The organism is Bradyrhizobium yuanmingense, from assembly GCF_029167105.1.
GTDB classification, from domain to species: Bacteria; Pseudomonadota; Alphaproteobacteria; order Rhizobiales; family Xanthobacteraceae; genus Bradyrhizobium; species Bradyrhizobium yuanmingense_A.
On sequence record NZ_JARFML010000014.1, the window covers coordinates 1 to 19,668 of the forward strand.

19 protein-coding genes and 1 pseudogene are annotated in these 19,668 nt (G+C 64.1%); 5 read left to right on the top strand and 15 right to left on the bottom strand.

Annotation, left to right across the window (positions count from 1 at the left end):
* A pseudogene (locus tag P0R31_RS19355) lies at positions 1-207 on the top strand (IS701 family transposase); the annotation flags it as partial.
* Positions 208-243: 36 nt separating this feature from the next.
* Here P0R31_RS19355 and P0R31_RS19360 read toward each other — a convergent pair.
* The 5 genes from P0R31_RS19360 to P0R31_RS19380 are packed head-to-tail and all read right to left on the bottom strand — an operon-like array spanning position 244 to position 4,516.
* Positions 244-951, bottom strand: a complete 708-nt coding sequence (locus P0R31_RS19360) for a hypothetical protein (protein WP_275515595.1) — start codon at positions 949-951, stop codon at positions 244-246.
* On the bottom strand, positions 948-1,385 hold the full coding sequence (locus tag P0R31_RS19365) for an acyl-CoA thioesterase (RefSeq protein ID WP_275515597.1): 438 nt from the start codon (positions 1,383-1,385) through the stop codon (positions 948-950). The genes P0R31_RS19360 and P0R31_RS19365 overlap by 4 nt, the downstream gene beginning before the upstream one ends.
* Positions 1,385-2,293, bottom strand: a complete 909-nt coding sequence (locus tag P0R31_RS19370) for a fumarylacetoacetate hydrolase family protein (RefSeq protein ID WP_275515599.1) — start codon at positions 2,291-2,293, stop codon at positions 1,385-1,387. The genes P0R31_RS19365 and P0R31_RS19370 overlap by 1 nt, the downstream gene beginning before the upstream one ends.
* Positions 2,294-2,338: 45 nt before the next feature.
* Positions 2,339-3,445, bottom strand: coding sequence for a cupin domain-containing protein (locus P0R31_RS19375; protein ID WP_275515602.1), 1,107 nt, complete (start codon positions 3,443-3,445; stop codon positions 2,339-2,341).
* A 48-nt stretch (positions 3,446-3,493) separates the two neighbouring features.
* Entirely contained in the window at positions 3,494-4,516 is a 1,023-nt protein-coding gene (locus P0R31_RS19380; RefSeq protein WP_275515603.1) for a carbon-nitrogen hydrolase family protein, read from the bottom strand.
* Between the two features lie 127 nt (positions 4,517-4,643).
* Here P0R31_RS19380 and P0R31_RS19385 point away from each other — a divergent pair, with 127 nt between their 5' ends.
* The 4 genes from P0R31_RS19385 (at position 4,644) to P0R31_RS19400 (ending at position 9,499) form a co-directional block, all read left to right on the top strand.
* Complete coding sequence (locus tag P0R31_RS19385; RefSeq protein ID WP_275515605.1) at positions 4,644-6,803, top strand: indolepyruvate ferredoxin oxidoreductase subunit alpha; 2,160 nt, start codon at positions 4,644-4,646, stop codon at positions 6,801-6,803.
* Positions 6,800-8,365 (top strand): indolepyruvate oxidoreductase subunit beta family protein, encoded by a 1,566-nt coding sequence (locus P0R31_RS19390; protein ID WP_275515606.1) that lies wholly within the window; start codon positions 6,800-6,802, stop codon positions 8,363-8,365. Before P0R31_RS19385 ends, P0R31_RS19390 begins: the two co-directional genes overlap by 4 nt.
* Before the next feature lie 157 nt (positions 8,366-8,522).
* Entirely contained in the window at positions 8,523-9,017 is a 495-nt protein-coding gene (locus P0R31_RS19395) for a MarR family winged helix-turn-helix transcriptional regulator (protein WP_275515608.1), read from the top strand.
* Positions 9,017-9,499, top strand: coding sequence for a MarR family winged helix-turn-helix transcriptional regulator (locus tag P0R31_RS19400; protein WP_275501198.1), 483 nt, complete (start codon positions 9,017-9,019; stop codon positions 9,497-9,499). Before P0R31_RS19395 ends, P0R31_RS19400 begins: the two co-directional genes overlap by 1 nt.
* 83 nt (positions 9,500-9,582) lie before the next feature.
* Here P0R31_RS19400 and P0R31_RS19405 read toward each other — a convergent pair whose 3' ends face one another.
* The 10 genes from P0R31_RS19405 to P0R31_RS19450 form a co-directional block, all read right to left on the bottom strand.
* Entirely contained in the window at positions 9,583-10,311 is a 729-nt protein-coding gene (locus P0R31_RS19405) for an SDR family NAD(P)-dependent oxidoreductase (RefSeq protein WP_275515609.1), read from the bottom strand.
* Positions 10,312-10,328: 17 nt separating this feature from the next.
* The gene (locus P0R31_RS19410) at positions 10,329-11,945 is read right to left on the bottom strand and encodes an ATP-dependent acyl-CoA ligase (RefSeq protein WP_275515611.1); all 1,617 of its coding nucleotides are present in this window, start codon (positions 11,943-11,945) and stop codon (positions 10,329-10,331) included.
* Positions 11,946-11,952: 7 nt separating this feature from the next.
* Positions 11,953-12,429, bottom strand: a complete 477-nt coding sequence (locus P0R31_RS19415) for an aromatic-ring-hydroxylating dioxygenase subunit beta (protein ID WP_275515612.1) — start codon at positions 12,427-12,429, stop codon at positions 11,953-11,955.
* Positions 12,426-13,766: a Rieske 2Fe-2S domain-containing protein gene (locus P0R31_RS19420; protein ID WP_275515614.1), complete on the bottom strand. Its 1,341-nt coding sequence runs from the start codon at positions 13,764-13,766 to the stop codon at positions 12,426-12,428. Before P0R31_RS19420 ends, P0R31_RS19415 begins: the two co-directional genes overlap by 4 nt.
* Before the next feature lie 17 nt (positions 13,767-13,783).
* Positions 13,784-14,734, bottom strand: a complete 951-nt coding sequence (locus tag P0R31_RS19425; RefSeq protein ID WP_275515615.1) for a PDR/VanB family oxidoreductase — start codon at positions 14,732-14,734, stop codon at positions 13,784-13,786.
* Positions 14,735-14,969: 235 nt separating this feature from the next.
* Positions 14,970-15,899, bottom strand: coding sequence for a dihydrodipicolinate synthase family protein (locus tag P0R31_RS19430; protein WP_275515616.1), 930 nt, complete (start codon positions 15,897-15,899; stop codon positions 14,970-14,972).
* Positions 15,900-15,911: 12 nt separating this feature from the next.
* Positions 15,912-16,703 (bottom strand): amino acid ABC transporter ATP-binding protein, encoded by a 792-nt coding sequence (locus tag P0R31_RS19435; protein WP_430516846.1) that lies wholly within the window; start codon positions 16,701-16,703, stop codon positions 15,912-15,914.
* Positions 16,700-17,431, bottom strand: coding sequence for an amino acid ABC transporter permease (locus P0R31_RS19440; RefSeq protein ID WP_275515618.1), 732 nt, complete (start codon positions 17,429-17,431; stop codon positions 16,700-16,702). The genes P0R31_RS19435 and P0R31_RS19440 overlap by 4 nt, the downstream gene beginning before the upstream one ends.
* Before the next feature lie 19 nt (positions 17,432-17,450).
* Complete coding sequence (locus P0R31_RS19445) at positions 17,451-18,287, bottom strand: ABC transporter substrate-binding protein (protein WP_275515619.1); 837 nt, start codon at positions 18,285-18,287, stop codon at positions 17,451-17,453.
* Positions 18,288-18,725: 438 nt separating this feature from the next.
* Complete coding sequence (locus tag P0R31_RS19450; protein ID WP_275515621.1) at positions 18,726-19,664, bottom strand: dihydrodipicolinate synthase family protein; 939 nt, start codon at positions 19,662-19,664, stop codon at positions 18,726-18,728.
* Positions 19,665-19,668 lie beyond the last annotated feature (4 nt).

Below are 19,668 nucleotides of genomic sequence, written 5' to 3' on the forward strand. Positions count from 1 at the left end.
TGGCAGGGTCTTCATCGCCACGCCCTGATGACAATGATCGCCTACGCCTTCCTGCAACATCGTCGCCTCGCCCACGCGGGGCGGAAAAAAAAGAATCAACGGGCCACCGCCTCAGCCAACCATGCCCGCCGTACGTCACGCCATCGTCGATCTCATCCTTCGGCCGCCGCCTCAACGGTGTCCCTACTGCCGAAAACAAATCCTTGAAAAACACGGGCGCAAATAGAATCTGCCAAAGTAGTGCTAGGACCTCGCCCGCACCACTCTGGTCAGCATCGGAAAGTGCTTGTTGCCACCCGCGAATGGCGGGAATTTCACGAAGTCCGCACGCATGTGCTTGATCACGTCGGAGCCGAGTGCGTGCACGAGGGCTTGCGGGCTGTCGAACACCAGCTTGTTGCGCTGCATGTGCTCGACGCGCTGCGATGGCAGCCGGTCGACCCAGTCGATGCGGGTGTAGATCTCGATCTGGCGGACGTTCGGGAAGGTCCGCATGATCGACGGGTGGTGCTCCAGATAATGCAGGTTCCAGGCGTTCATATCCTCGGCCGGGCCGGGATAGTGCACGAGGTAGCTGCACGGAGTCGTCGTTCCCGCCCGATGTTCCGCGACATCGACCGGAAACGCGCGCGTCAGCATCACCTGGTGTGTGACATCGAGTCCCGTGAGGCCGGATAGCCCGGCCCCTGTTGCGAGGCCGGCAAGGACGCCGCCGCGGTCCATCGCCGCCTCGCAGGCGAACAGGTCGGGAAACCGGAGTTGAAGCGCGAAGGCGGGGCCGGCGCCGTCGTCCCTGTAAGGATGGTCGACCGACTGTTCGAGCGGCGTGAACAGCAGGGCCTCGGTCATGTCGGGGATCGATCCGACGAGCTCCGCCACAGCGGCAACCTCATCGGGAAGAACTCGCCGTTCGCCTGTGGACTCCGAGAATGTCATGAACAGCGAGATCATGCGGGCATAGCCTCCGTCCCCTCGCCCGTGCTCACATGCGCCATCAGTGCGGCGCGAATGTCATCGGGCCATGGGATCGCATGATGATCGACCAGCGAGGTCGCAGCAAGGATCTGGCGCGCGCGCCAGCGCGGGCCATTCGCGCCGGAAATGACATGGTCCAGATGGAGAGACGCCCCACCGACCCTGATGATGCGCAGGTTGAATGTCAGGAGATCGCCGAACATCGACGGCCGGGAGAAATCGCAGTTCAGGTGCACCGTGGGCGTTCCGATCTTCCGGACCGTGATCAGCTCCGGCCATGGAAAACCGATTCCAGCCCAGAAATCTTCGACGACGCCGTTGAGAATGTTCAAATATGACGGGAAATACGCGATCCCCGAGGGATCGCAGTCTCCGAACCTGAGCTCGCGCTCGAACGAAAAATTCGTCATCAGATCGCAACAACGGGGTGGCGGATGACGCCGACGCCGTCGACGCCGGCCTCGACCACGTCGCCCGGCCAGAGCCATTCCTGCGGGCTCATGCCGGCGCCGACGCCTTCCGGCGTACCCGTGGCGATGATGTCGCCCGGCTCGAGCGTCATGCCCGACGAAATGTCCGATATCAGCACCGGAATGTCGAAGATCATGTATTTGGTGTTGGAGTCCTGCTTCATGACCCCGTTCTTGGTCAGCCACAGCCGCAGATCGTGTGGATCAGCAATCTCGTCCGCGGTCACGATGCAGGGGCCGAACGGCGCATACGTGTCCATGCCCTTGGAGAAAATCCACTGTCCGGCGCGCCGATTGTCGCGCGCGGAAATGTCGATCATCACCGAATAGCCGAAGACGTGGTCCATCGCCTTGTCGGCCGCGATGCGCGTTGCGGTCTTGCCGATGATGACGGCGAGCTCGACCTCCCAGTCGAGCTGCTGCGTCATCCTCGCATTGTGCTGGATCGCCGCGCCCGGACCGATCACCGAGGTCGGCGGCTTGGAGAAGACGACCGGCTGCTTCGGCAGGTCCTTGTCCGTATCCAGGCTCTTGGCGGATTCCGCCACATGCGCCCGGTAGTTCAGCCCGATGCCGAAGATGTTTTTCCGGGGCCGCGGGATCGGCGCCTGCAGCTTGACATCCTCGACCGCAACCGCCGAGCCGGCCGGGAAGCGGCCATCGGCGTCACCCAGTGCATCCTTAAGCGCTGGCAGCAGGGTCACGCTGTTGTCGATGAACGACAGCATGTCATTCGGCCATGTCACGCCGCTGGACGCACCAAGGTGCTCGACATCGACGACCAGTCCATTGACGAGGGCGCCAAGACGGGCGCCGCTGGAGCCCAAGGTGTAGGTGACGAGACGCATGAAAGCTTCTATCCGGCTGTTCTGGTTGAATTTTGCAAGGGCATGTCAGGCGGCAACCGACTGGTATCCGCCGTTGTCGCCATAGGCCTCTTCCCGATAGAGCCCGAGGCCTTCGATGACGGGCAGGTCGTTGAAGCAGAACAGGCAGGCATCCTCGTTCGATGAAGCATTGCCATGCTCGTGCCAGGCCCAGGAGGGAACGCAGAAGATGTCGCGCTCTTCCCATTCGAGCCGCTTGCCGCCGATGATCGAATAGCCGCGCCCCTTGGCGACCTGGTAGATGAAGCTGCCGGTGTGCCGGTGCGATTTTGTTTTTTCGCCGGGCCGCAGCAGCTGCATGCTGGCGCCGATGGTCTGCATCACATGGCCGCCAGTGATCGGGTTGACGTAATTCATGAGGATGCCGTCATAAGGCGAGCCATCGGTCGCGGCCGCATATTTCTGCAAGGACTCGTAGGTCGGCTCCCACTCATATTTGAACATCGGCGAGTAGCCCTTCGACCAGCGCGAGTCCGCCGGCCGAAGACCGGGATTGCCCCAGGTCCGGGTCATGTCGTCCACGGGATAGCCGGAGGGCTCCTGCTGGAGCTTCGGATGCACGACGAAGAAATTGGCTTCCAGCGCGTTGACGAGCGGGATGTCCAGACCGTCCTGCCAGATGCAGACCGAGCCGTTGCCTTCGACGCCATGCTCGTGCCAGGTGCCGTTCGGCGTCAGCACGAAATCCCGCGCGCCCAGGGTCATCTTGTGACCATCGACGATGGTGTAGGCGCCCGCACCCTCCATGATGAAGCGCAGCGCCGAGGCCGAGTGGGCGTGGGCCGTGGCGACCTCGCCGGGATGCATCACCTGCAATCCGGAATAGAGCCAGCCGACCGCGGCCGACACGTCGCGCCGTCCGGGATTGTTGAGATAGATCACCCGCCGGCCGGCTTTCTCGGGCGAGACCAGCTCGACCGAGCGCAGCACGTGCTCGCGCAGATCCTTGTAGCGCCAGAGCACGGGAACTGAGGCCGATTGCGGCGCCCACGGCTCGATCTTGTTGGCGACGGTCCAGAGCGCTCCGGCTTCGTACCTTTCGAGATCCTTGTAATAGGCCTCGAGCTCGGGGGTGTCCTCGACATTGGCCCGGCCGATCACGTTCTCGCGCATCCTATCCTCCAAGTCCTGATGATCCCGCACCCTCGAGCGAACCCGCCGTCATTCCGATCGACCTGGAATCGACGCGAAGCCCGCCTGCTCCGGTCCGGCGACGGCTTCCGCCTCTGCCAGACCGAGCGGCGTCTGCGGACGACGGTTGACCCGCAGATCGAAAATGTCGAACCGGTTATAGTGCCCGACGATGTCGTGCATCTGCTTCGGCTGGATGCAGCGCTCGAGGTCGATGTCGGCATAGACGATGCCTTCGTCGTCGATCAAGGGATCGCCGACCACGCGCCCGTCCGGCCCGATGATGCCGGAGAATGCGCTCGATTTCCGTTGCAGACGCGCGCGCGCGTCAGGAACGACGGTCTCCATCGCCGCGATGATCTCCTCCGACACGGTCGAGCAGGAGACGATTGTGAAGATCTTGCCTTCGAAGGAGTGGGCAATCGCGCGCAATTTGATCGCCTCCGCCATGTCATAGTCGGGGGGCGCGACGGGAAGCGAGATGTAGCTGGCGACGTGCACGAGCTCGCCCTGCCCGAGCAGAGCAAAGCGCGCGAGCGTATTGGTGTTCTCGCCGCAGGCCAGGCCTCCGAGACGCCCGATCTCGGTATCATAGACGCGCAGGCTCGACCCGTCACCGCCGGTCCAGGTCAGCTTCTCTGCCCAGGTCGGCACCAGCTTGCGATGCTTGCCCAGCAAGGCCCCGTCGGGCCCGATGAAAACCAGCGTATTGTAGATCGCGCCGAGCGAGATCGGGCTGCGCTCGTTCACGCCGAGCACGACGTGGCATCCCGTATCGCGCGCGGCTTTTTGGACGATTTCGACCTCCGGCCCCAGTACCAGCACCGACGCCTTGGCGAGCTTCTCGAACCAGGCACTGCCCGTGACGGGATCGGTGATCCAGTTCCAATAGGGATAGCCGGGAACGAACACTTCGGGGAAGGCGACGAGCTTCGCCCCATTGGCTGCGGCCTCACGGACCAGTGAAGCCGCCTTCTCCGCGGTCGCGCTCGCGTTGAGATAGACTGGTGAAGCCTGGACGGCGGCAGCTTTAAAGCGAGGCAGCTTCAGCATCGGCCCTACCCTGTCGCTGGCTCATGACCGCCTTGTCGGAGGGAGCATCCGCAAGCGTGACAGCATGGCGCGGCGTTGACTTACTTCACATGTAAACGTATGCTATCGCATATTTCTGGAGGGTGCAATGGCTGAACGGTCTTTCGCTCGCGAGGTCGAGGATCTCAGGCTCGGCAATGGCGACACGTTCCGCGGCGAAGGCATCCTCGCCATCACCAAGGCGCTGCTGCAATCGGGCGTCGCCTATGTCGGCGGCTACCAGGGCTCGCCGATCTCGCATCTGATGGACGTGCTGGCCGACGCCAAGGACGTGCTCGACGATCTCGGCGTCGTATTCCAGAGCTCGGCCAACGAAGCCGCCGCCGCGGCGATGCTGTCGGCATCGGTGATGTATCCGCTGCGCGGCGCGGTTGCGTGGAAGTCGACCGTCGGCACCAACGTCGCCTCCGACGCTCTTGCCAACCTCGCCTCGGGCGGTGTCACCGGCGGCACCATGATCATCGTCGGCGAGGACTATGGCGAAGGCTCCTCCATCATGCAGGAGCGTACCCACGCCTTCGCGATGAAGTCGCAGATGTGGCTGCTCGATCCCCGCCCCGAGCATGAATGCATCGTCAACCTGATCGAGAAGGGCTTCGAGCTCTCCGAGGTCTCCAACACGCCGGTCATGCTGGAGGTGCGCGTGCGCGCCTGCCACATGCACGGCAGCTTCGCCTGCAAGGACAATGTCAGGCCGGCGCACACCATCAAGGACGCGCTCAACAATCCCAAGCGTGACGTTGGCCGCATCGTGCTGCCGCCGGCGGCCTATGAGCACGAGCAGGAGAAGATCAGGACGCGGATGCCCGCGGCTATCGGATTCATTCGGGACAACAAGCTGAATGAGTATATGGGGCCGAAGCAGGGCAAGGTCGGCATCATCATGCAGGGCGGCATGTACAACAACGTCATCCGCGCGCTGCAATATCTCGGGCTGTCGGATGCCTATGGCAACACGCAGATCCCGCTCTACATCATGAACGTCACCTACCCCGTGATCGACGCCGAGGTTGCGGAATTCTGCCTCGACAAGGACGCCGTGCTCATCGTCGAGGAAGGCCAGCCGGAATATCTGGAGCAGGCGATCAATACGGTCTTGCGCCGCAAGGACATCCAGGCGCGCGTCCACGGCAAGGACGTGCTGCCGATGGGCGGCGACTACACCGCGCAGGTGCTGCTCGGCGGCGTCAGGGAGTTCCTCGAGAAGACCGAGCCGCGGCTGCTCGGCAACCGGCCGCCGGCGCCGGACGCAACGCCCGTGCTCAATCACCCCGCGGTCGAGAAGCTCAAGCAGGTGGTGCCGGCGCGCCCGCCCGGGCTTTGCACCGGCTGCCCGGAACGTCCGATCTTCGCCGCCATGAAGCTGGTCGAGGAAGAGCTCGGCCAGCACCACGTCTCCGCGGACATCGGCTGCCATCTGTTTTCGATCCTGCCGCCGTTCAATATCGGCGCGACCACGATGGGCTTCGGCCTCGGCCCGGCCTCGACCTCGGCCTTCAACGTCAAGGCCGACAAGCGCTCGATCGCGGTGATGGGCGACGGCGGTTTCTGGCACAACGGACTGACCAGCGGCATCGGCAATGCCGTATTCAACAAGCATGACGGCGTGTTCGTCATCGTCGACAATTACTACACCTCGGCGACGGGCGGTCAGGACATCCTGTCCTCGCGCGCGATCAACAAGCGCCGCAAGACCAACAACTCGATCGTGCAGGCGGTGAAGGGCATCGGCGGCCAGTGGGTGCGCCAGCTCGACCGCACCTACGACGTCGGCAAGATGCGCGACACGCTGAAGGAAGCGCTGACGACGAAGGAGGAAGGCCCGAAGGTCATCGTCGCGTCCTCCGAATGCATGCTGAACAAGCAGCGGCGCGTGAAGCCGCAGATCAGCAAGGCGATCAAGGACGGAACGCGCGTGGTCAAGGAGCGCTTTGGCGTGGACGAAGACGTCTGCACCGGCGACCATGCCTGCATCCGCCTCTCCGGCTGCCCGTCACTGTCGGTGAAGCAGCTCGATGACCCCTTGCGCGACGATCCGGTCGCGGCGATCGACAATTCCTGCGTCGGCTGCGGCAATTGCGGCGAGGTCTCCGAGGCCGCCGTGCTCTGCCCCTCGTTCTATCGCGCCGACGTCATCCACAATCCAACGCGCTGGGACATGTTCAAGTCCAAGGTCGCCATGAGCGTGATCGGCTGGCTGCAGCGTCGGCGCGACCGGCGGCGGCCGGCACTCGAGGCGCTGGCATGAGAGACGAGACGGTCCGGCTGGCCCTCCCCGCCGCAGGCGAAGCGACGGAGCGGCCGATCTCGATCGCAATCGTCGCGATGGGCGGCCAGGGCGGCGGCGTCCTCACCGACTGGATCGTCCAGCTCGCCGAGAACCACGGCTGGGTCGCGCAGTCCACCTCGGTGCCCGGCGTCGCCCAGCGCACCGGCGCCACCATCTACTATATCGAGGCGATGCCGCCGCTCGACGGCCGCAAGCCGATCCTGTCGCTGATGCCGACGCCGGGCGACGTCGACGTGGTGATGGCGGCGGAATTCATGGAGGCCGGGCGATCGATCCTGCGCGGCCTCGTGACGCCGGATCGCACCACGCTGATCGCGTCCAACCACCGGTCGTTCGCGATCGGCGAGAAGATCGCACCGGGCAACGGCATCGCCGACGGCGGCGCCGTGACCGGCGCCATCGGAATTGCGGCGAAGACCGAGATCATCTTCGACCTGAACGCGCTGGCGATCGCGCATGGCAGCGTCATCTCGGCCGCCATGTTCGGCGCGCTCGCAGGCGCAGGCGTGCTGCCGTTCAGCCGCGACAGCTACCTCGACGTCATCCGCAAAGGCGGCAAAGGCGCCAAGGCCAGCGTCGAGACTTTCGAGGCCGCTTTCGAGCGGGTCAAGGCCGGCCCGACCGAACTTGCGGCGCCCGCGAAAGCCAAACCGGTCGACAATATCGCCTCTTCGGCGACGCCTGATCCGCAACTCGGCGAACTCGTCGCACGATTGAATCAGGAATTGCCAGAGCCTGCACTCGGCATGGCTCGTGCAGGCCTACGGAAGGTGATCGACTTCCAGGACGTCGCCTATGGTGGCGAATATCTCGACATCCTCAAGACGTTGCACGCAGCCGACCGAAACGCCGGTGGTGGCGCACATGCCTATGCCTTCACGGAAACCGCGGCAAAGTACCTCGCCAACGCGATGACCTATGACGACGTCATCCGCGTCGCCGACCTCAAGACGCGCGCCGGCCGCCGTGCCCGCATCGAGAGCGAGCTCGAGATGTCGAATGGACAGGTGCTCCAGACCACCGAGTTCATGCATCCCCGCATGGAGGAAGTGATGGGCATGCTGCCGGCAGGCTTCGGCCGCTGGCTCGGCGCGCGGCCGCGCCTGCTCGGCTGGCTCGATCGCCGCGTCAACCGGGGACGGCGGGTGCGAACCTACTCGCTGCCCTGGTTCCTGGCCCTCTATGTCGTCGGCGGGATGCGCGGCCTGCGCCGCCGCTCGCTGCGTCACGCCGTCGAGACGGCGCACCGGGATTCATGGCTCAAGGCCGCGACCGAGGCGGTCGGCACCAATTACCAGCTCGGTGTCGAGATCCTGCAATGCCGACGCCTCGTCAAAGGCTATTCAGACACCCACAGCCGGGGGCTGTCGAAATTCGACAGGACGCTCGCGGCGATCAAGCTGGTGGAGCGCCGCGAGGATGCCGCCGACTGGGCGCGCCGCCTGCGGGAGGCCGCGCTGAAGGACAGCGCCGGAACGGCGCTCGACGGCGTGATCCAGACCATCAAGACTTTCGCATGATTCCACGGGCGCCGGACGCAGGATTGGATTGCCGTTAGCCCCGCAGGAGGTCAGGATCAGACCGCTTGACTACGATTCTCAGGTTGTTAATCGGAGCGAAAGACCCGCGGTAATTCCCCTTCACTCGACGAGACATTCTGTACTCGATGGTCATGCGATGCCGGCAGCACTCAAGGAGAACGTTGTTCCCGTCCCTGGGCAGATCGAAACCCGGCTCTGGCTCCAATTGCTGTCGCTGCATGGCGAGCTGTTCGCCTCGCTCAATTCGATGCTGAGTTCGGAGTTCGGCCTGTCGCTGGCAAAATTCGACGTGCTGGCCCAGCTCGATCGCTGCCAGGATGGCCTGGCGCTCGGGCAATTGTCGCAAAACCTGAAGGTGACCGGCGGCAATGTCTCGGGACTGGTGCAACGTCTTCTCGCCGACGACCTCATCAGCAGGGAGATGTCGAGCGAGGACCGGCGGTCGTTCATCGTGCGCCTGACGCCGAAAGGCGAAGCGCTGTTCCGGAAGGCGGCCGAAATCCACAAGAAGCATCTCGCCAAACGGCTCGAGAACGTCTCGGCCCGGGAGCTGGACACCGCGCTGTCCGTGCTGAGATCGCTTTCCTCGAAACTTCATACCGAGAGCAAGAAGCAAAGTCGCAAGAGATAATGGCCAGAGAATCAAAGAGCAGATGGAAGTCGGGTCCGCCGAGGACCAGGGACCAGCTGCAAACCTATATTCCGTATCTGTTCAACCGGCTCGCCAATCGCTGGAACCTGGATCAGAACCGCGATTTGAGCGAGCACGGCATCAACAATGTCGTGTTCCGGACGCTGTCGGTACTGTTCATCTACAAGACCCTCACCGTCAACGAGGTCGCCGTTCTCGCGGTGACCGAGCAGTCGACGGCGAGCCGCATGGTCGAGTCCATGGTGTCGTCAGGCCTTGTCAAGCGCGAGATCGCCGAGGAGGACCAGCGCCGCCGCGTCGTCGGCCTGACGCCGGAGGGCGAAGCGCTGCTGCGCAAGATCTGGCCGATCATGGCGAACAATTACGACAAGCTGGTCGAGGGCATCGAGCCCGACGACATCGAGGTCTGCGCGCGCGTGCTGGCCAAGATGGTTGAGAATATCCGCCAGAACCAGATCTGATGGGCTCTTGTCTGCAGCATGATCTTTTCGGAACACCGCTACGCAATTTGCGCTAGCGCGGCCCTCCGGGTCCGGATCATGCTCTACGGCCCAAGTCCGACGAGGCTGGTGCCGCCGCAGACATAGAGCACCTGGCCGGTGACGAAATCGGAGTGCTCGTCGAGGAAGAACGAGATGGCGTGCGCGACATCCTCGCGCGAGCCGAGCCGCCCGACCGGAACGTTGCGCGCCATCCGCTCCTGCTGCTCGGAGCCCTTCGGGATGACGCCCCAGAAGTTATCGGTCAGGATCGGTCCCGGCGCGACGACATTCACGGTGATGCCGCTCGCGGCAAGCTCCAGCGCCCAGGTCCTTGCCATGCCGTGCACGCCGGCCTTGGTGGCCGAATAGGCCGAGCGCGTCACTGCCCCCATCGCGGCGCGCGAAGAGACGAACACGATGCGCCCGAAGCGGCGCGCACGCATCCCTTCCAGCGCCGCCTGGGTCAGGAGCATCGGCGCGCCCAGATGCAACTGCGCCAGCATCAATATGTCTTCCGGCTTGGCGTCGGGCAGCAGGTTCGGCAGGATGACCCCGGCATTGTGGACCAGGCTATCGACGGCGTGATCCCGGCAGATCTCCTGCGCGATCGCACGCGTCTGTTCGATATTGGTGAGGTCGGCGCGATAGGCCGCGAGCAGATCATGGGTCCAGCCGGGCTGCTCCAGCCCGACCGAGACCACGCGCTGCCCGCGCTCGACGAGCTTCTTCGCCAGGGCCTCGCCGATCCCCGAATTGCCGCCGGTGATGAGGGTGGTGCGGATCTCGCTCATGATCAGACCTTCTTTGATCAGACTTGCCGCTTCTTGAGGTCGCGCAGGTCGAAGAACGCGCCCTCGCGCATCAGCTTCCCGACAAAATCCTTCAACCCGCCGCGCTGGATCTTCTCGGTCGCGGTCAGCGGCAGGCTGTCGACGAAGCAGATCCAGCCCGGCGCCTTGTAATAGGCCATCTGCTCAAGGCTCCAGCGCACGATCTCTTCGGCGAGCGCGCGGTCCGCGCCGGCCTTCTCAGTGATGATGACCGCCGCAACCTCGTCGCCGCGCACCTGATCCGGCGTCGCCGCAACCGCGGCCTGCCGGATCGCGGGATGGCGGTTGAGGACGGATTCGACCTCGACCGCGGCGATGTTCTCGCCGGAGCGACGGATCACGTTCTTCTTGCGATCGACGAAGTGCAGGTCGCCGTCCGCATCGCGCGACACGATATCGCCGGTGTGCAGCCAGCCGCCGGCCCACGCCTCGGTGGTGGCAGCCTCGTTCTTGAGATATTCGCGGAAGAAGCCGTAGCGCGGATCAGCGCCGGCGCGCCGCACCAACAGCTCGCCGGGCACATCGACAGGGGCATCATTGCCGCCGTCATCGATGATCCGAACCTCGATCTCGGGGGCCGGGCGACCAAAACAGCTGGTGCCGACCTTGCGCGGCTCGACATTGGCGGCGATGACGCCGCCGCTGCCGGTCTCGGTCATCGCCCAGGCCTCCAGCAGCGGAAAGCCGAAGCGCTGCTCGAACGCGGCATGCAGCAGCTTGTCGACACCGGCGCCGAAGCCGAAGCGCACGCTGTGCGCGCGATCCAGCTCCGATGGCGGCGCGCTCATCAGCATCGAGGGCATCACGCCGAGATAATGCAGGCAGGTGGCACGGCTGTCGCGCACCGAGGCCCACCAGCTGCGCGGGTGAAAGCGATCGAGCATGGTCAGGCAGCCGCCGACCGAGAGCATCGCCATCAAAGACACCGCCATCGCGTTCATGTGGAACAGCGGCAGCGGCGTGATCATACGCTCGCCGTTTGGCTTGAGGTCGATCAGCCCGCCGACGTCACGATACCAGTTACCGCAATGCAGGAAGTATTCGTTGGCGAGGACGCAGCCTTTGGGCTGGCCCGTCGTCCCCGACGTATAGAGCAGCGCGCATTCGCTCCCCTCGCTTGCGGCGGCCGGGGGCCGCGCGCCGCCGAAGGGTGCGGGAATGTCGTCCCGATCGTCCACGACAGGGATCGGCCGGCCGGCCTGATGCGCGGCCAGCTCCACCTCCTCGCGCCGTTCGGTGAGGACGAACGCAGCATTCATCTCGGAATGTCCGATGATGTATTCGAGCTCGCTGAGACGGAGGTCCGGATTGATCGGCACCACCGAGACGCCGAGCGCATTGAGCGCGAACCACAGCTCGATGAAGACAGGCCTGTTCTGGAGCAGCAGCCCGACCCGGTGGCCTTCGCCGTAGCCGCGGCTCGCAAACGCTACGCGCCGGCGCTCGACCCGGTCGAGCATCGCGCGGTAGGAAATCTCGCCCGCCGCAATGCCGTAGATGCCTGCGGTCTCCGGCAGCACGTTGAGGAAACCCGCCTCGCCACGGCGGAGCGCGGTCTCTTGAAAACGGGCATGGACAGTGGTCGCAGCGGTCAAGGCAGTCTCACATGAAAAGCTGGATGTTGCCGAACGGCGCATCGAAATTGACGAGATCGACACGCTTGAGCTTGATCTTCAGGGCATCGCCGACCTGCACGAGCTCGTGCGAGGCCCATCCCGAATAGCGCTCCAGCATATCGCCGCGCGTCTCGGTGTAGATGTAGGAGGTCCGTGCCTTGAACACGCCGGCAGCAGGATCGCACGCGACGATGCGCGGTGCCTGGAGCAGATGATGGCAACGGCTCTTCGGCTTCTGGCTGAAGGTGCGCTCGCCGGCGAGCCGCTCGACCCGCACCTTCAGGAGCAAAAGATCCTCGTACATCAGTGACGGCTGCAGCACCGGATCCTGCTGCTGCCATTCGAGCGGCATCCAATAACGCCCTTCGGGGTGAAACAGATCGAGCCAAGCCTGCCACTCCATCGTGTCGAGCAGCTCGGCCTCGCGATAGATGAAGTCCGTGATGGTGTTCTCGCCGATCATTCCGCGGCCTCGATGCGCTCGCCCATGCCCATGGTGATGAATTTCGCCCAGGCGTGAAACTGGTTCCGCATCTGCCGCTCGGACGTGCCGTTGATCACCGCCGTGACGTCCTGCTCTTCATGGCCGTCGTAGAGCCGCCGCAGATTGACCCATTGATTGCCGTTGGACTTCAGTCCCTCCTGCGCCCGCTCGTACATCTCGAGGTCGTCGTGGCCGACGATCGAGGTCGGCGCGTTGATGAAGCGGTTGTACATCAATGCGCGCTCGTAAAGCTTGTCGGGCGCGCCGACCAGGCGATAGACCCAGCTCTCGACCAGCGTCTTGTCGACCGCGATCGGTATGAAATTGCGCAGGATCTGGACAGCGCCCTTCACCATGATGTTCGGGAAGTAGACGGTGTTGTGCCTGACTTCGCCAAGGATCTCATGCGCACGCTGCTCGCCATAGGCTGCCACCATCTGGTCGAGGTAGCCCGGGATGTCCGAATAGTTCGAATGGATGGAATTGGCGACGCCGGTGTGGCCGTGGCCGTTCGGCCAGATCCGGATGCCGCTCTGCTCGTAGAACTCGTACGGGCTCATGAAGGGACCGTAGAGCTGCACCGCCATCGGTGTTTCCGTGGAATCGCCCTGCTCGCGCTTCCAGACCTTGACGGCGGTGCCGGCCGAGCTCTCATGCGCCACCATCGGATGGCAGGTGTCGGTCTGGTTCTCGACCAGCATCTTCCAATTGCACGTGTGCATGTAGCGGATCGGCGTCGCCTGGACTGCGAGCTTCCCCTCCGGCGAGCGGTCGACCATGTTGTCGATGGTCGAAAGACTTTCGCCGAAATAATCCTCGAAGGAGACGCCGTCATCGCTCAGGCGAGCGAAGATGAAATCGCGATAGATGACGACGTTCCTGACCCTCGACAACCCCTCATTGGCCTGGGTGTCGCCGAAGCCGGTGCCCTCGTAGCCCTTCTTCAGCGGGATCGCGAGCAGGGAGCCGTCGGTCTTGAAAGACCATGCGTGATAAGGGCAGCGGAAGAACTTTCCGGTGTTGCCGCAGGGTTCGGACGCGATCTTCACGCCTTTGTGCGGGCAGCGATTGTAGAACACATGGATGGAGCCGTCGCTATGGCGGCTGGCCATGACCGGCTGCCGGCCGATATTGGCCGTGATGAAATCGCCGGGTTTTGCAAGTTGACTGGCATGGCCGACATAGACCCAGCTGTTGGGAAACAGATGCTCCATCTCGAGCTCGAAGATCTCGGGGTCGACATAGACGTCGCGATGCACCTCGGCCTCGCGCACCAGCGCCGCAATCGCGTGGGCATTCCCGCCGTATCTTTTCATGGCGTCCCTCGTCTCCCCTAGAGATCCAGCACCAGTCGTTCCGACTTCGCGCGTGACACGCAGATCTGCATGACCTTGTTGGACGCCCTCTCCTCGTCGCTGAGGATGACGTCGCGATGATCGGGGACTCCCGCGATCACGCCGCACTGGCAAATGCCGCAATCGCCGCGCCGGCAGTCGTAGAGCACGTCGACACCAGCCGCCTCCAGCGCCTCGATGATGGTCTGCCCCGCAGCAACGCCGACGACCTGCCCGGTCGACTTGATCTCGACCTCGAACGGCCGGTCGGGCGCCGACGTCTGTTCGGATTTGAACAGCTCGTAATGAACGCGATCCGCTGACACGCCGGCCGCGGCCGCTGCGGCCTTCACCGCGTCGATCATGCCCGAAGGGCCACAGACATAGACGTGGGCGTTTGCTGCGGCATCGCCGAGCGCCGCGGCAATGTCGAGGCGGGATTCATCGTTGTCGTAGTGGACGGACAGCCCTCCGGCGCAGATCTCCTGCAATTGCGGCAGGAACGCCAGCAATCCTGGCGTGCGCCCCGCATAGTGCAGGCGATATGAGCTTCCCCGCGCCGCCAGCTCCGCCGCCATCGACAGAACGGGCGTGATGCCGATACCGCCGGCGAACAGCAGCGCCGGCGCTGCTCCCTCGTGCAGGCGAAAATTGTTGACCGGCGCGCTCGCTTTCACGACGTCGCCGACCTTGAGCGCGTGCATGAACTGCGAGCCGCCGCTCGAAGCCTCCTCGCGCAGGACACCAAGCGCCAGCGCATCTTCAGGAAGTCCCGGCAACGCCATCAGCGAGTACGGCCGGTCTCCGCCATTCGGGAGCGCGACGCGGAGATGCGCACCTGCCTGCCATTGCGGCACGACGCCGTCCTCCACACCAAACACAAGGCTCCGTATGAACGGCGTCTCCGCGACATACGACCTGACCTTGAGCTTGAGCGGATGCACGTCCATTCAGGCATCTCACGGATTATATGAATTTGCATATTTTTAGACATGTAATAATTCGCTGTCAATCGTCAGCGCGGGACAGGTCCGGATGATGCAATCAATGAACCGCCAGCCGGGTTCTCAGGGTCTTTCCGCTGGGCGACGTCGGTGGGGCCAGCCTGGGCGCCCGCTACCGCTTCTTTTTGCCGTCGGTCGCCAGGTCCGGCGCATCATGCGCTGTCCTGCGCTCGGCATCGACTTAGAGCACGCCGGCAGTTCGCAGTGCCAGCTCGAGCCCCTTTAGCTCGGTCGGCGTCGCCGCCGTCTGCGGCGGCCGCGCCGCATCGCATGACAGGCGTCCGAGCAATTTCAGGCACGCCTTGAGTCGCACGGTCGCCCGCCCTCCGGGCGCCTCACGATAGATCGCGACCGCCAGCGGATACATCTTCTCATGGGCGGCGCGCGCCCGCTCCCAATCGCCGGCCTCCGCCGCAGCCCAGAGGCTCACGACCAGCTGCGGAACGACGCAGGCGAGGCTGACCTGGCTGCCGGCCGAGCCGACGAGATAGCTCGTCAGCAGATGCTCGTCACCCGAGCCCAGCACGACGAACTCCGGTCGCAGTCTCCTGATCAGCCTGAGATTCTGTTCGTAGGTGGCGACCTCCCAACTGCCCTCCTTGATCGCAACGAAGCGAGGGTCCGTCACGAGCCGTTCCAGCAGCGGTGGCGCATAAGCCATGGCTCCCGCGCCGACGGGCGCTGCGTAGAGCATCAGCGGCGCGGCCGTCGCACCGCGGATGCGGTGGTGATGCTCGATCACGCACTCATCGGCGTGGCCGAGCGCCCAGCTGTTGGGCGGAAACACCAGCAGCGCGTCCGCGCCGGCCTGCTCCAGCGCGGCCGCCTCGCGCGCGGCCTCCAGGCTCGATTCATGGTTGACCCCCGATACGATCAGGCAGTCCTTCGGTGCGTGCCGACGCGCCAGCTCGACCACGCGCCGCTTCTCGGCCAGCGACAGCACGAAATTCTCGCCGGCGTGACCGTTGACGAGGAGCCCGTTGATGCCGGATGTCGATGCCACCGCGGTGAGATGGGCTGCGAGCTGCGCCTCATCAATCTCGAAATCGGGCGTCATCGGCACGATGGTGGCGGCATGGATGCCGCGCAGACGATCGCCGAATGTCCGCATCTCCACCGACATCTAGTGAATGATCTGGTCGAGGAACGTCCGCGCCCGCTCGGACTTCGGATGCTTGAAGAACTCATCCGGCGCGGCCTGCTCGACCACCTTGCCGTCGTTCATGAACACGATGCGGTCGGCGACCTCGCGGGCAAAGCCCATCTCGTGGGTCACGCACAACATGGTCATGCCCTCCTCCGCAAGCTTCTTCATGGTCTCCAGCACTTCCTTGACCATCTCGGGGTCGAGCGCGGAGGTTGGCTCGTCGAACAGCATGATCTTGGGACGCATGCACAGCGCGCGTGCGATGGCGACGCGCTGCTGCTGGCCGCCGGAGAGCTGCCCGGGAAATTTCTCCGCCTGGTCCGGAATCCGGACCTTGGTCAGGAAGTGCATGGCAAGATCCTTGGCTTCGGCCTCGCTCATGCCGTTCGCGGTCATCGGCGCCAGGGTGCAGTTCTCCAGCACCGTCATGTGCGGGAACAGATTGAAGCTCTGGAACACCATGCCGGTGTCCCGCCTGACCGCATCGATGTTCTTGCGCTGATGATCGAGCTCGACGCCGTTGACGTAGATCAGTCCTTCATCGTGCTTCTCGATGTGGTTGATGCAGCGTATGAGCGTCGACTTGCCCGAGCCTGAGGGACCGCAGACCACGATCTTCTGACCCTTGGCGACCTTGAGATCGACCTCGTTCAACGCGGTGAAATCGCCATAGTGCTTGTAGACCGCCTCCATGCGGACCGCAGGCACCTCACGGAGCTGATGCCGAGCTGTTGCACCTTCGGCCGTATTCATCGACATCTCGCTCATGCCCGGGCCCCCGCACTCGCCTGCGCAACCGGCGCGCTCGCTGCGACCCGCCTGGTTTTCGCGGCACTCGATCGACCGAAATGCTTCTCGAGCCGGCGCTGAACTGCATCCCATAGAGAGGTGAGGATCAGATAATACGCCGTCGCAGCCGCATAGACCTCCAGGATCTGGAAATGCTCCTGCATCAGCATGTCGCTGCGGCGCATCAGCTCCTCAACCGAGATCACGGAAGCGAGCGATGTCGCCTTCAACAGCGAGTTGATGGAGTTGCCTAGCGGCGGGATCATCAGCCGGAACGCCTGCGGCAGGGTCACGCGGCGGAACGTGACCCAGGGCGACAGGCTGAGCGCCCAGGCCGCCTCACGCTGCCCCGCCGACACCGCCATGAAGCCGCTGCGCACGATCTCGGCGAGATAGGCGGCCTCGTTGAGGATGAGGCCGACGAGCGCACAGGTGATCACGCTGAATTTGATCCCCAGCTGCGGCAAACCGCTGTAGATCACGACGAGCTGGATCAAGAGCGGAGTGCCGCGGAAGAACCAGATGTAGAAGCGTGCGGCGCCCGCGAGCACCGGATTGGACGACATGCGCAGCAACGCGATGCCCATGCCGAGGATCAATCCGCCGACGACCGCCGCCACCGTCAAGCCGATGGTGACGAGCACTCCCTTCATCAGGAAGTAGTTGAAGAAGTAGCTGACGGCGGCCGTCGGACTGAAAAAGCTCATCGGCTCGTCTCCGTGGGTTTCAGGCCGGACCGGGGCCGGCGATCGCGAGCGGTTGATCGGCCGGCATGGCGGTCAGGCCGAACTTGTCGAACAGCGACTGATAAAAGCCGTCGGCGCGCATCGCGTTGAGCGCCTTGACCACGGTATCGGCGACCGTCTTGTTGCGGAAACCAAGCGTGGTCCTGGCCGTGCCGAGCCCGCTCAGGACTTCCTTCACGCGACCACGGCCGACGAGATCGCGTGCCACGCTGTCGACCAGCAGCGCATTGTCGACCTGGCCCGCAAGCAGCGCGGCGACGACGTTGGTTGCAGTCGGGAACGTCCGCATCTCGACGGCCGCTCCGCCTTTCGCCACGCTGGCATCGCTGAGCTTCTTGAGCCAGTTCATCTGGTAGCTGCTGACCTCGACGGCGGACGATTTTCCGATCAGATCATTTTCGGTAGCAATTTTTGTGCCGCTGTCGGGTGCGACCACGACCGAGATCGCCTGAACGGCATACGGCACCATGTACATCAGCTTCGAGCGTTCCTCGGTCCAGAACATGCCGGTATTGACGCCGTCGATGCGCGCTGCGCCCAAGGCGGGAATCATGGCAGGAAAATCCATCCGGACGAGTTCGACGGGAAGACACAACCGCTTGCCGAGCTCGGCGGCGAGCTCGACGTTGAGGCCCTGCAGCTGACCGTCCTTGTCGACGAATTGTTGCGGCGGATTGGTTGGGTTGATGGAGAGCTGCAATTTGCCCGGTGCGATCAGATTGTCATTGGTGATTGCGGGCGTGCAGGCGGCATGCACCGCCGTGGATGCGAGAACGAGTGCGGCAGCCGCACCCAAACGAAACAATGTCGAGACCATGGATACCTCCAGTAAGACGCCAATGACCGATGCAGTTCCTCGCGCGGGATTCCCTCGATGCTTGTTGGATGCGGCCGGCCGGATCTCGCGACACGGCCGGCAGCATCGTCTTCGACCTGCTTAAGCCGGTCCCGACATCGGCCTGAGCTGGATTCGCATGAAATTCTTCACCAGGGATTCGAACGGACCAAAGCCCCTCACCTTCAGGAATTCCGGTGTCTCGAACGCCCACCCGCCCGCGACCTCGTACATGGCGGCATATTTCGGCCCGTCGCCGACGGAGACGAAGCGCTTTGCCGAGAGCGGCCGGGACAGGCGAGCAGATCGGGGAAATGCGTCTGCTCGTACCAGGCGTTGAATGCAGCCTCATGCTCGGGATCGATGTCGACCCGCACGATATGGATGAAGGCTTCGTCCGGCATCGGCTCGCCCCTCATGCTAGGTGCGGATGTCGCCGGCCGCGCGCGCGGCGCCGACCGTCGTTGCGATGGCATCGCACAGCGCGGGCAGGACCGGCAGCAGCGGCGGCCGCGGATCGGCGTTGCGGATCAGGCCGAGCGCCTTCAATCCGACCTTCATGCGCGTGTGCATATCCACGATCGGCGCAGGCCCGTAGATGGCGCGGACGACCGGATAGAGCCGCTCGTTGACGGCGCGCATCGCCTTGAGGTCATCGGCAAGCGAGGCCTGCCACAATTCGACGAACAGATGTGGCGCGAGGCTGACGAGGCCGGAGAGAATGCCATCGCCGCCGATGGCGAGCTGCGGCAGGAACCAGTTGAAGTTCGACGGCAGGATCGCGACGGAAGCGTCGGCCTGCTTCACCGCCCGCCGGTTCTCGTCATACGCCAGCATGGTATCGCTGCCTTCCTTGATGGCGATGACGCTGTCGAGCGCTGCGATCTTCGCCAGAGTCTCCGGCGAATAGCCGAAGCCGGACGCCAGCGGGTATTGGAAGATCGACACCGGAATTCCGATCGCGGAGCTGACCGCCTGCACGAAAGCCAGTGGCGCGCGTGAGGTCGCCGAGGCGCCGCCGCCGAGCGGCGCAGGCGGGAACAACACGGCGCAATCGGCGCCGGCCGCTTCCGCGAGCTGGGCCTGGTGGATCGCTTCCGCCGTCGAATGCGCGATGATACCTGAAAGCAGCGGCTTGGCGCCGATCTGCCGGCGCGTCCGCTCGATCACGGCCTGACGCTCGTCATCCGAAAGCGATCCGCCCTCGCCGGCGTGGCCATTGACGAACACTGCCGCGACTCCATCCGGGCACGCGCAATAGTCCAGCACGCGGGCATAACCGTCCCAGTCGATCGAGCTGTCGTCCCTGAAGGGCAGCAAGGTCGCGACCGTGACGCCGCGCAAGTCAGGTTTCTTCATCGTC

Bases quoted from the DNA above. Each gene is read 5' to 3' on its own strand.
- P0R31_RS19370 (WP_275515599.1), bottom strand. From the start codon at position 2,293: ATGCGTCTCGTCACCTACACCTTGGGCTCCAGCGGCGCCCGTCTTGGC.
- P0R31_RS19365 (WP_275515597.1), bottom strand. From the start codon at position 1,385: ATGACGAATTTTTCGTTCGAGCGCGAGCTCAGGTTCGGAGACTGCGAT.
- P0R31_RS19400 (WP_275501198.1), top strand. From the start codon at position 9,017: ATGGCCAGAGAATCAAAGAGCAGATGGAAGTCGGGTCCGCCGAGGACC.
- P0R31_RS19415 (WP_275515612.1), bottom strand. From the start codon at position 12,429: ATGATCGGCGAGAACACCATCACGGACTTCATCTATCGCGAGGCCGAG.
- P0R31_RS19420 (WP_275515614.1), bottom strand. From the start codon at position 13,766: ATGAAAAGATACGGCGGGAATGCCCACGCGATTGCGGCGCTGGTGCGC.
- P0R31_RS19395 (WP_275515608.1), top strand. From the start codon at position 8,523: ATGCCGGCAGCACTCAAGGAGAACGTTGTTCCCGTCCCTGGGCAGATC.
- P0R31_RS19390 (WP_275515606.1), top strand. From the start codon at position 6,800: ATGAGAGACGAGACGGTCCGGCTGGCCCTCCCCGCCGCAGGCGAAGCG.
- P0R31_RS19440 (WP_275515618.1), bottom strand. From the start codon at position 17,431: ATGAGCTTTTTCAGTCCGACGGCCGCCGTCAGCTACTTCTTCAACTAC.
- P0R31_RS19360 (WP_275515595.1), bottom strand. From the start codon at position 951: ATGATCTCGCTGTTCATGACATTCTCGGAGTCCACAGGCGAACGGCGA.
- P0R31_RS19425 (WP_275515615.1), bottom strand. From the start codon at position 14,734: ATGGACGTGCATCCGCTCAAGCTCAAGGTCAGGTCGTATGTCGCGGAG.
- P0R31_RS19380 (WP_275515603.1), bottom strand. From the start codon at position 4,516: ATGCTGAAGCTGCCTCGCTTTAAAGCTGCCGCCGTCCAGGCTTCACCA.
- P0R31_RS19385 (WP_275515605.1), top strand. From the start codon at position 4,644: ATGGCTGAACGGTCTTTCGCTCGCGAGGTCGAGGATCTCAGGCTCGGC.
- P0R31_RS19405 (WP_275515609.1), bottom strand. From the start codon at position 10,311: ATGAGCGAGATCCGCACCACCCTCATCACCGGCGGCAATTCGGGGATC.
- P0R31_RS19450 (WP_275515621.1), bottom strand. From the start codon at position 19,664: ATGAAGAAACCTGACTTGCGCGGCGTCACGGTCGCGACCTTGCTGCCC.
- P0R31_RS19445 (WP_275515619.1), bottom strand. From the start codon at position 18,287: ATGGTCTCGACATTGTTTCGTTTGGGTGCGGCTGCCGCACTCGTTCTC.
- P0R31_RS19430 (WP_275515616.1), bottom strand. From the start codon at position 15,899: ATGCGGACATTCGGCGATCGTCTGCGCGGCATCCATGCCGCCACCATC.
- P0R31_RS19435 (WP_430516846.1), bottom strand. From the start codon at position 16,703: ATGAGCGAGATGTCGATGAATACGGCCGAAGGTGCAACAGCTCGGCAT.
- P0R31_RS19375 (WP_275515602.1), bottom strand. From the start codon at position 3,445: ATGCGCGAGAACGTGATCGGCCGGGCCAATGTCGAGGACACCCCCGAG.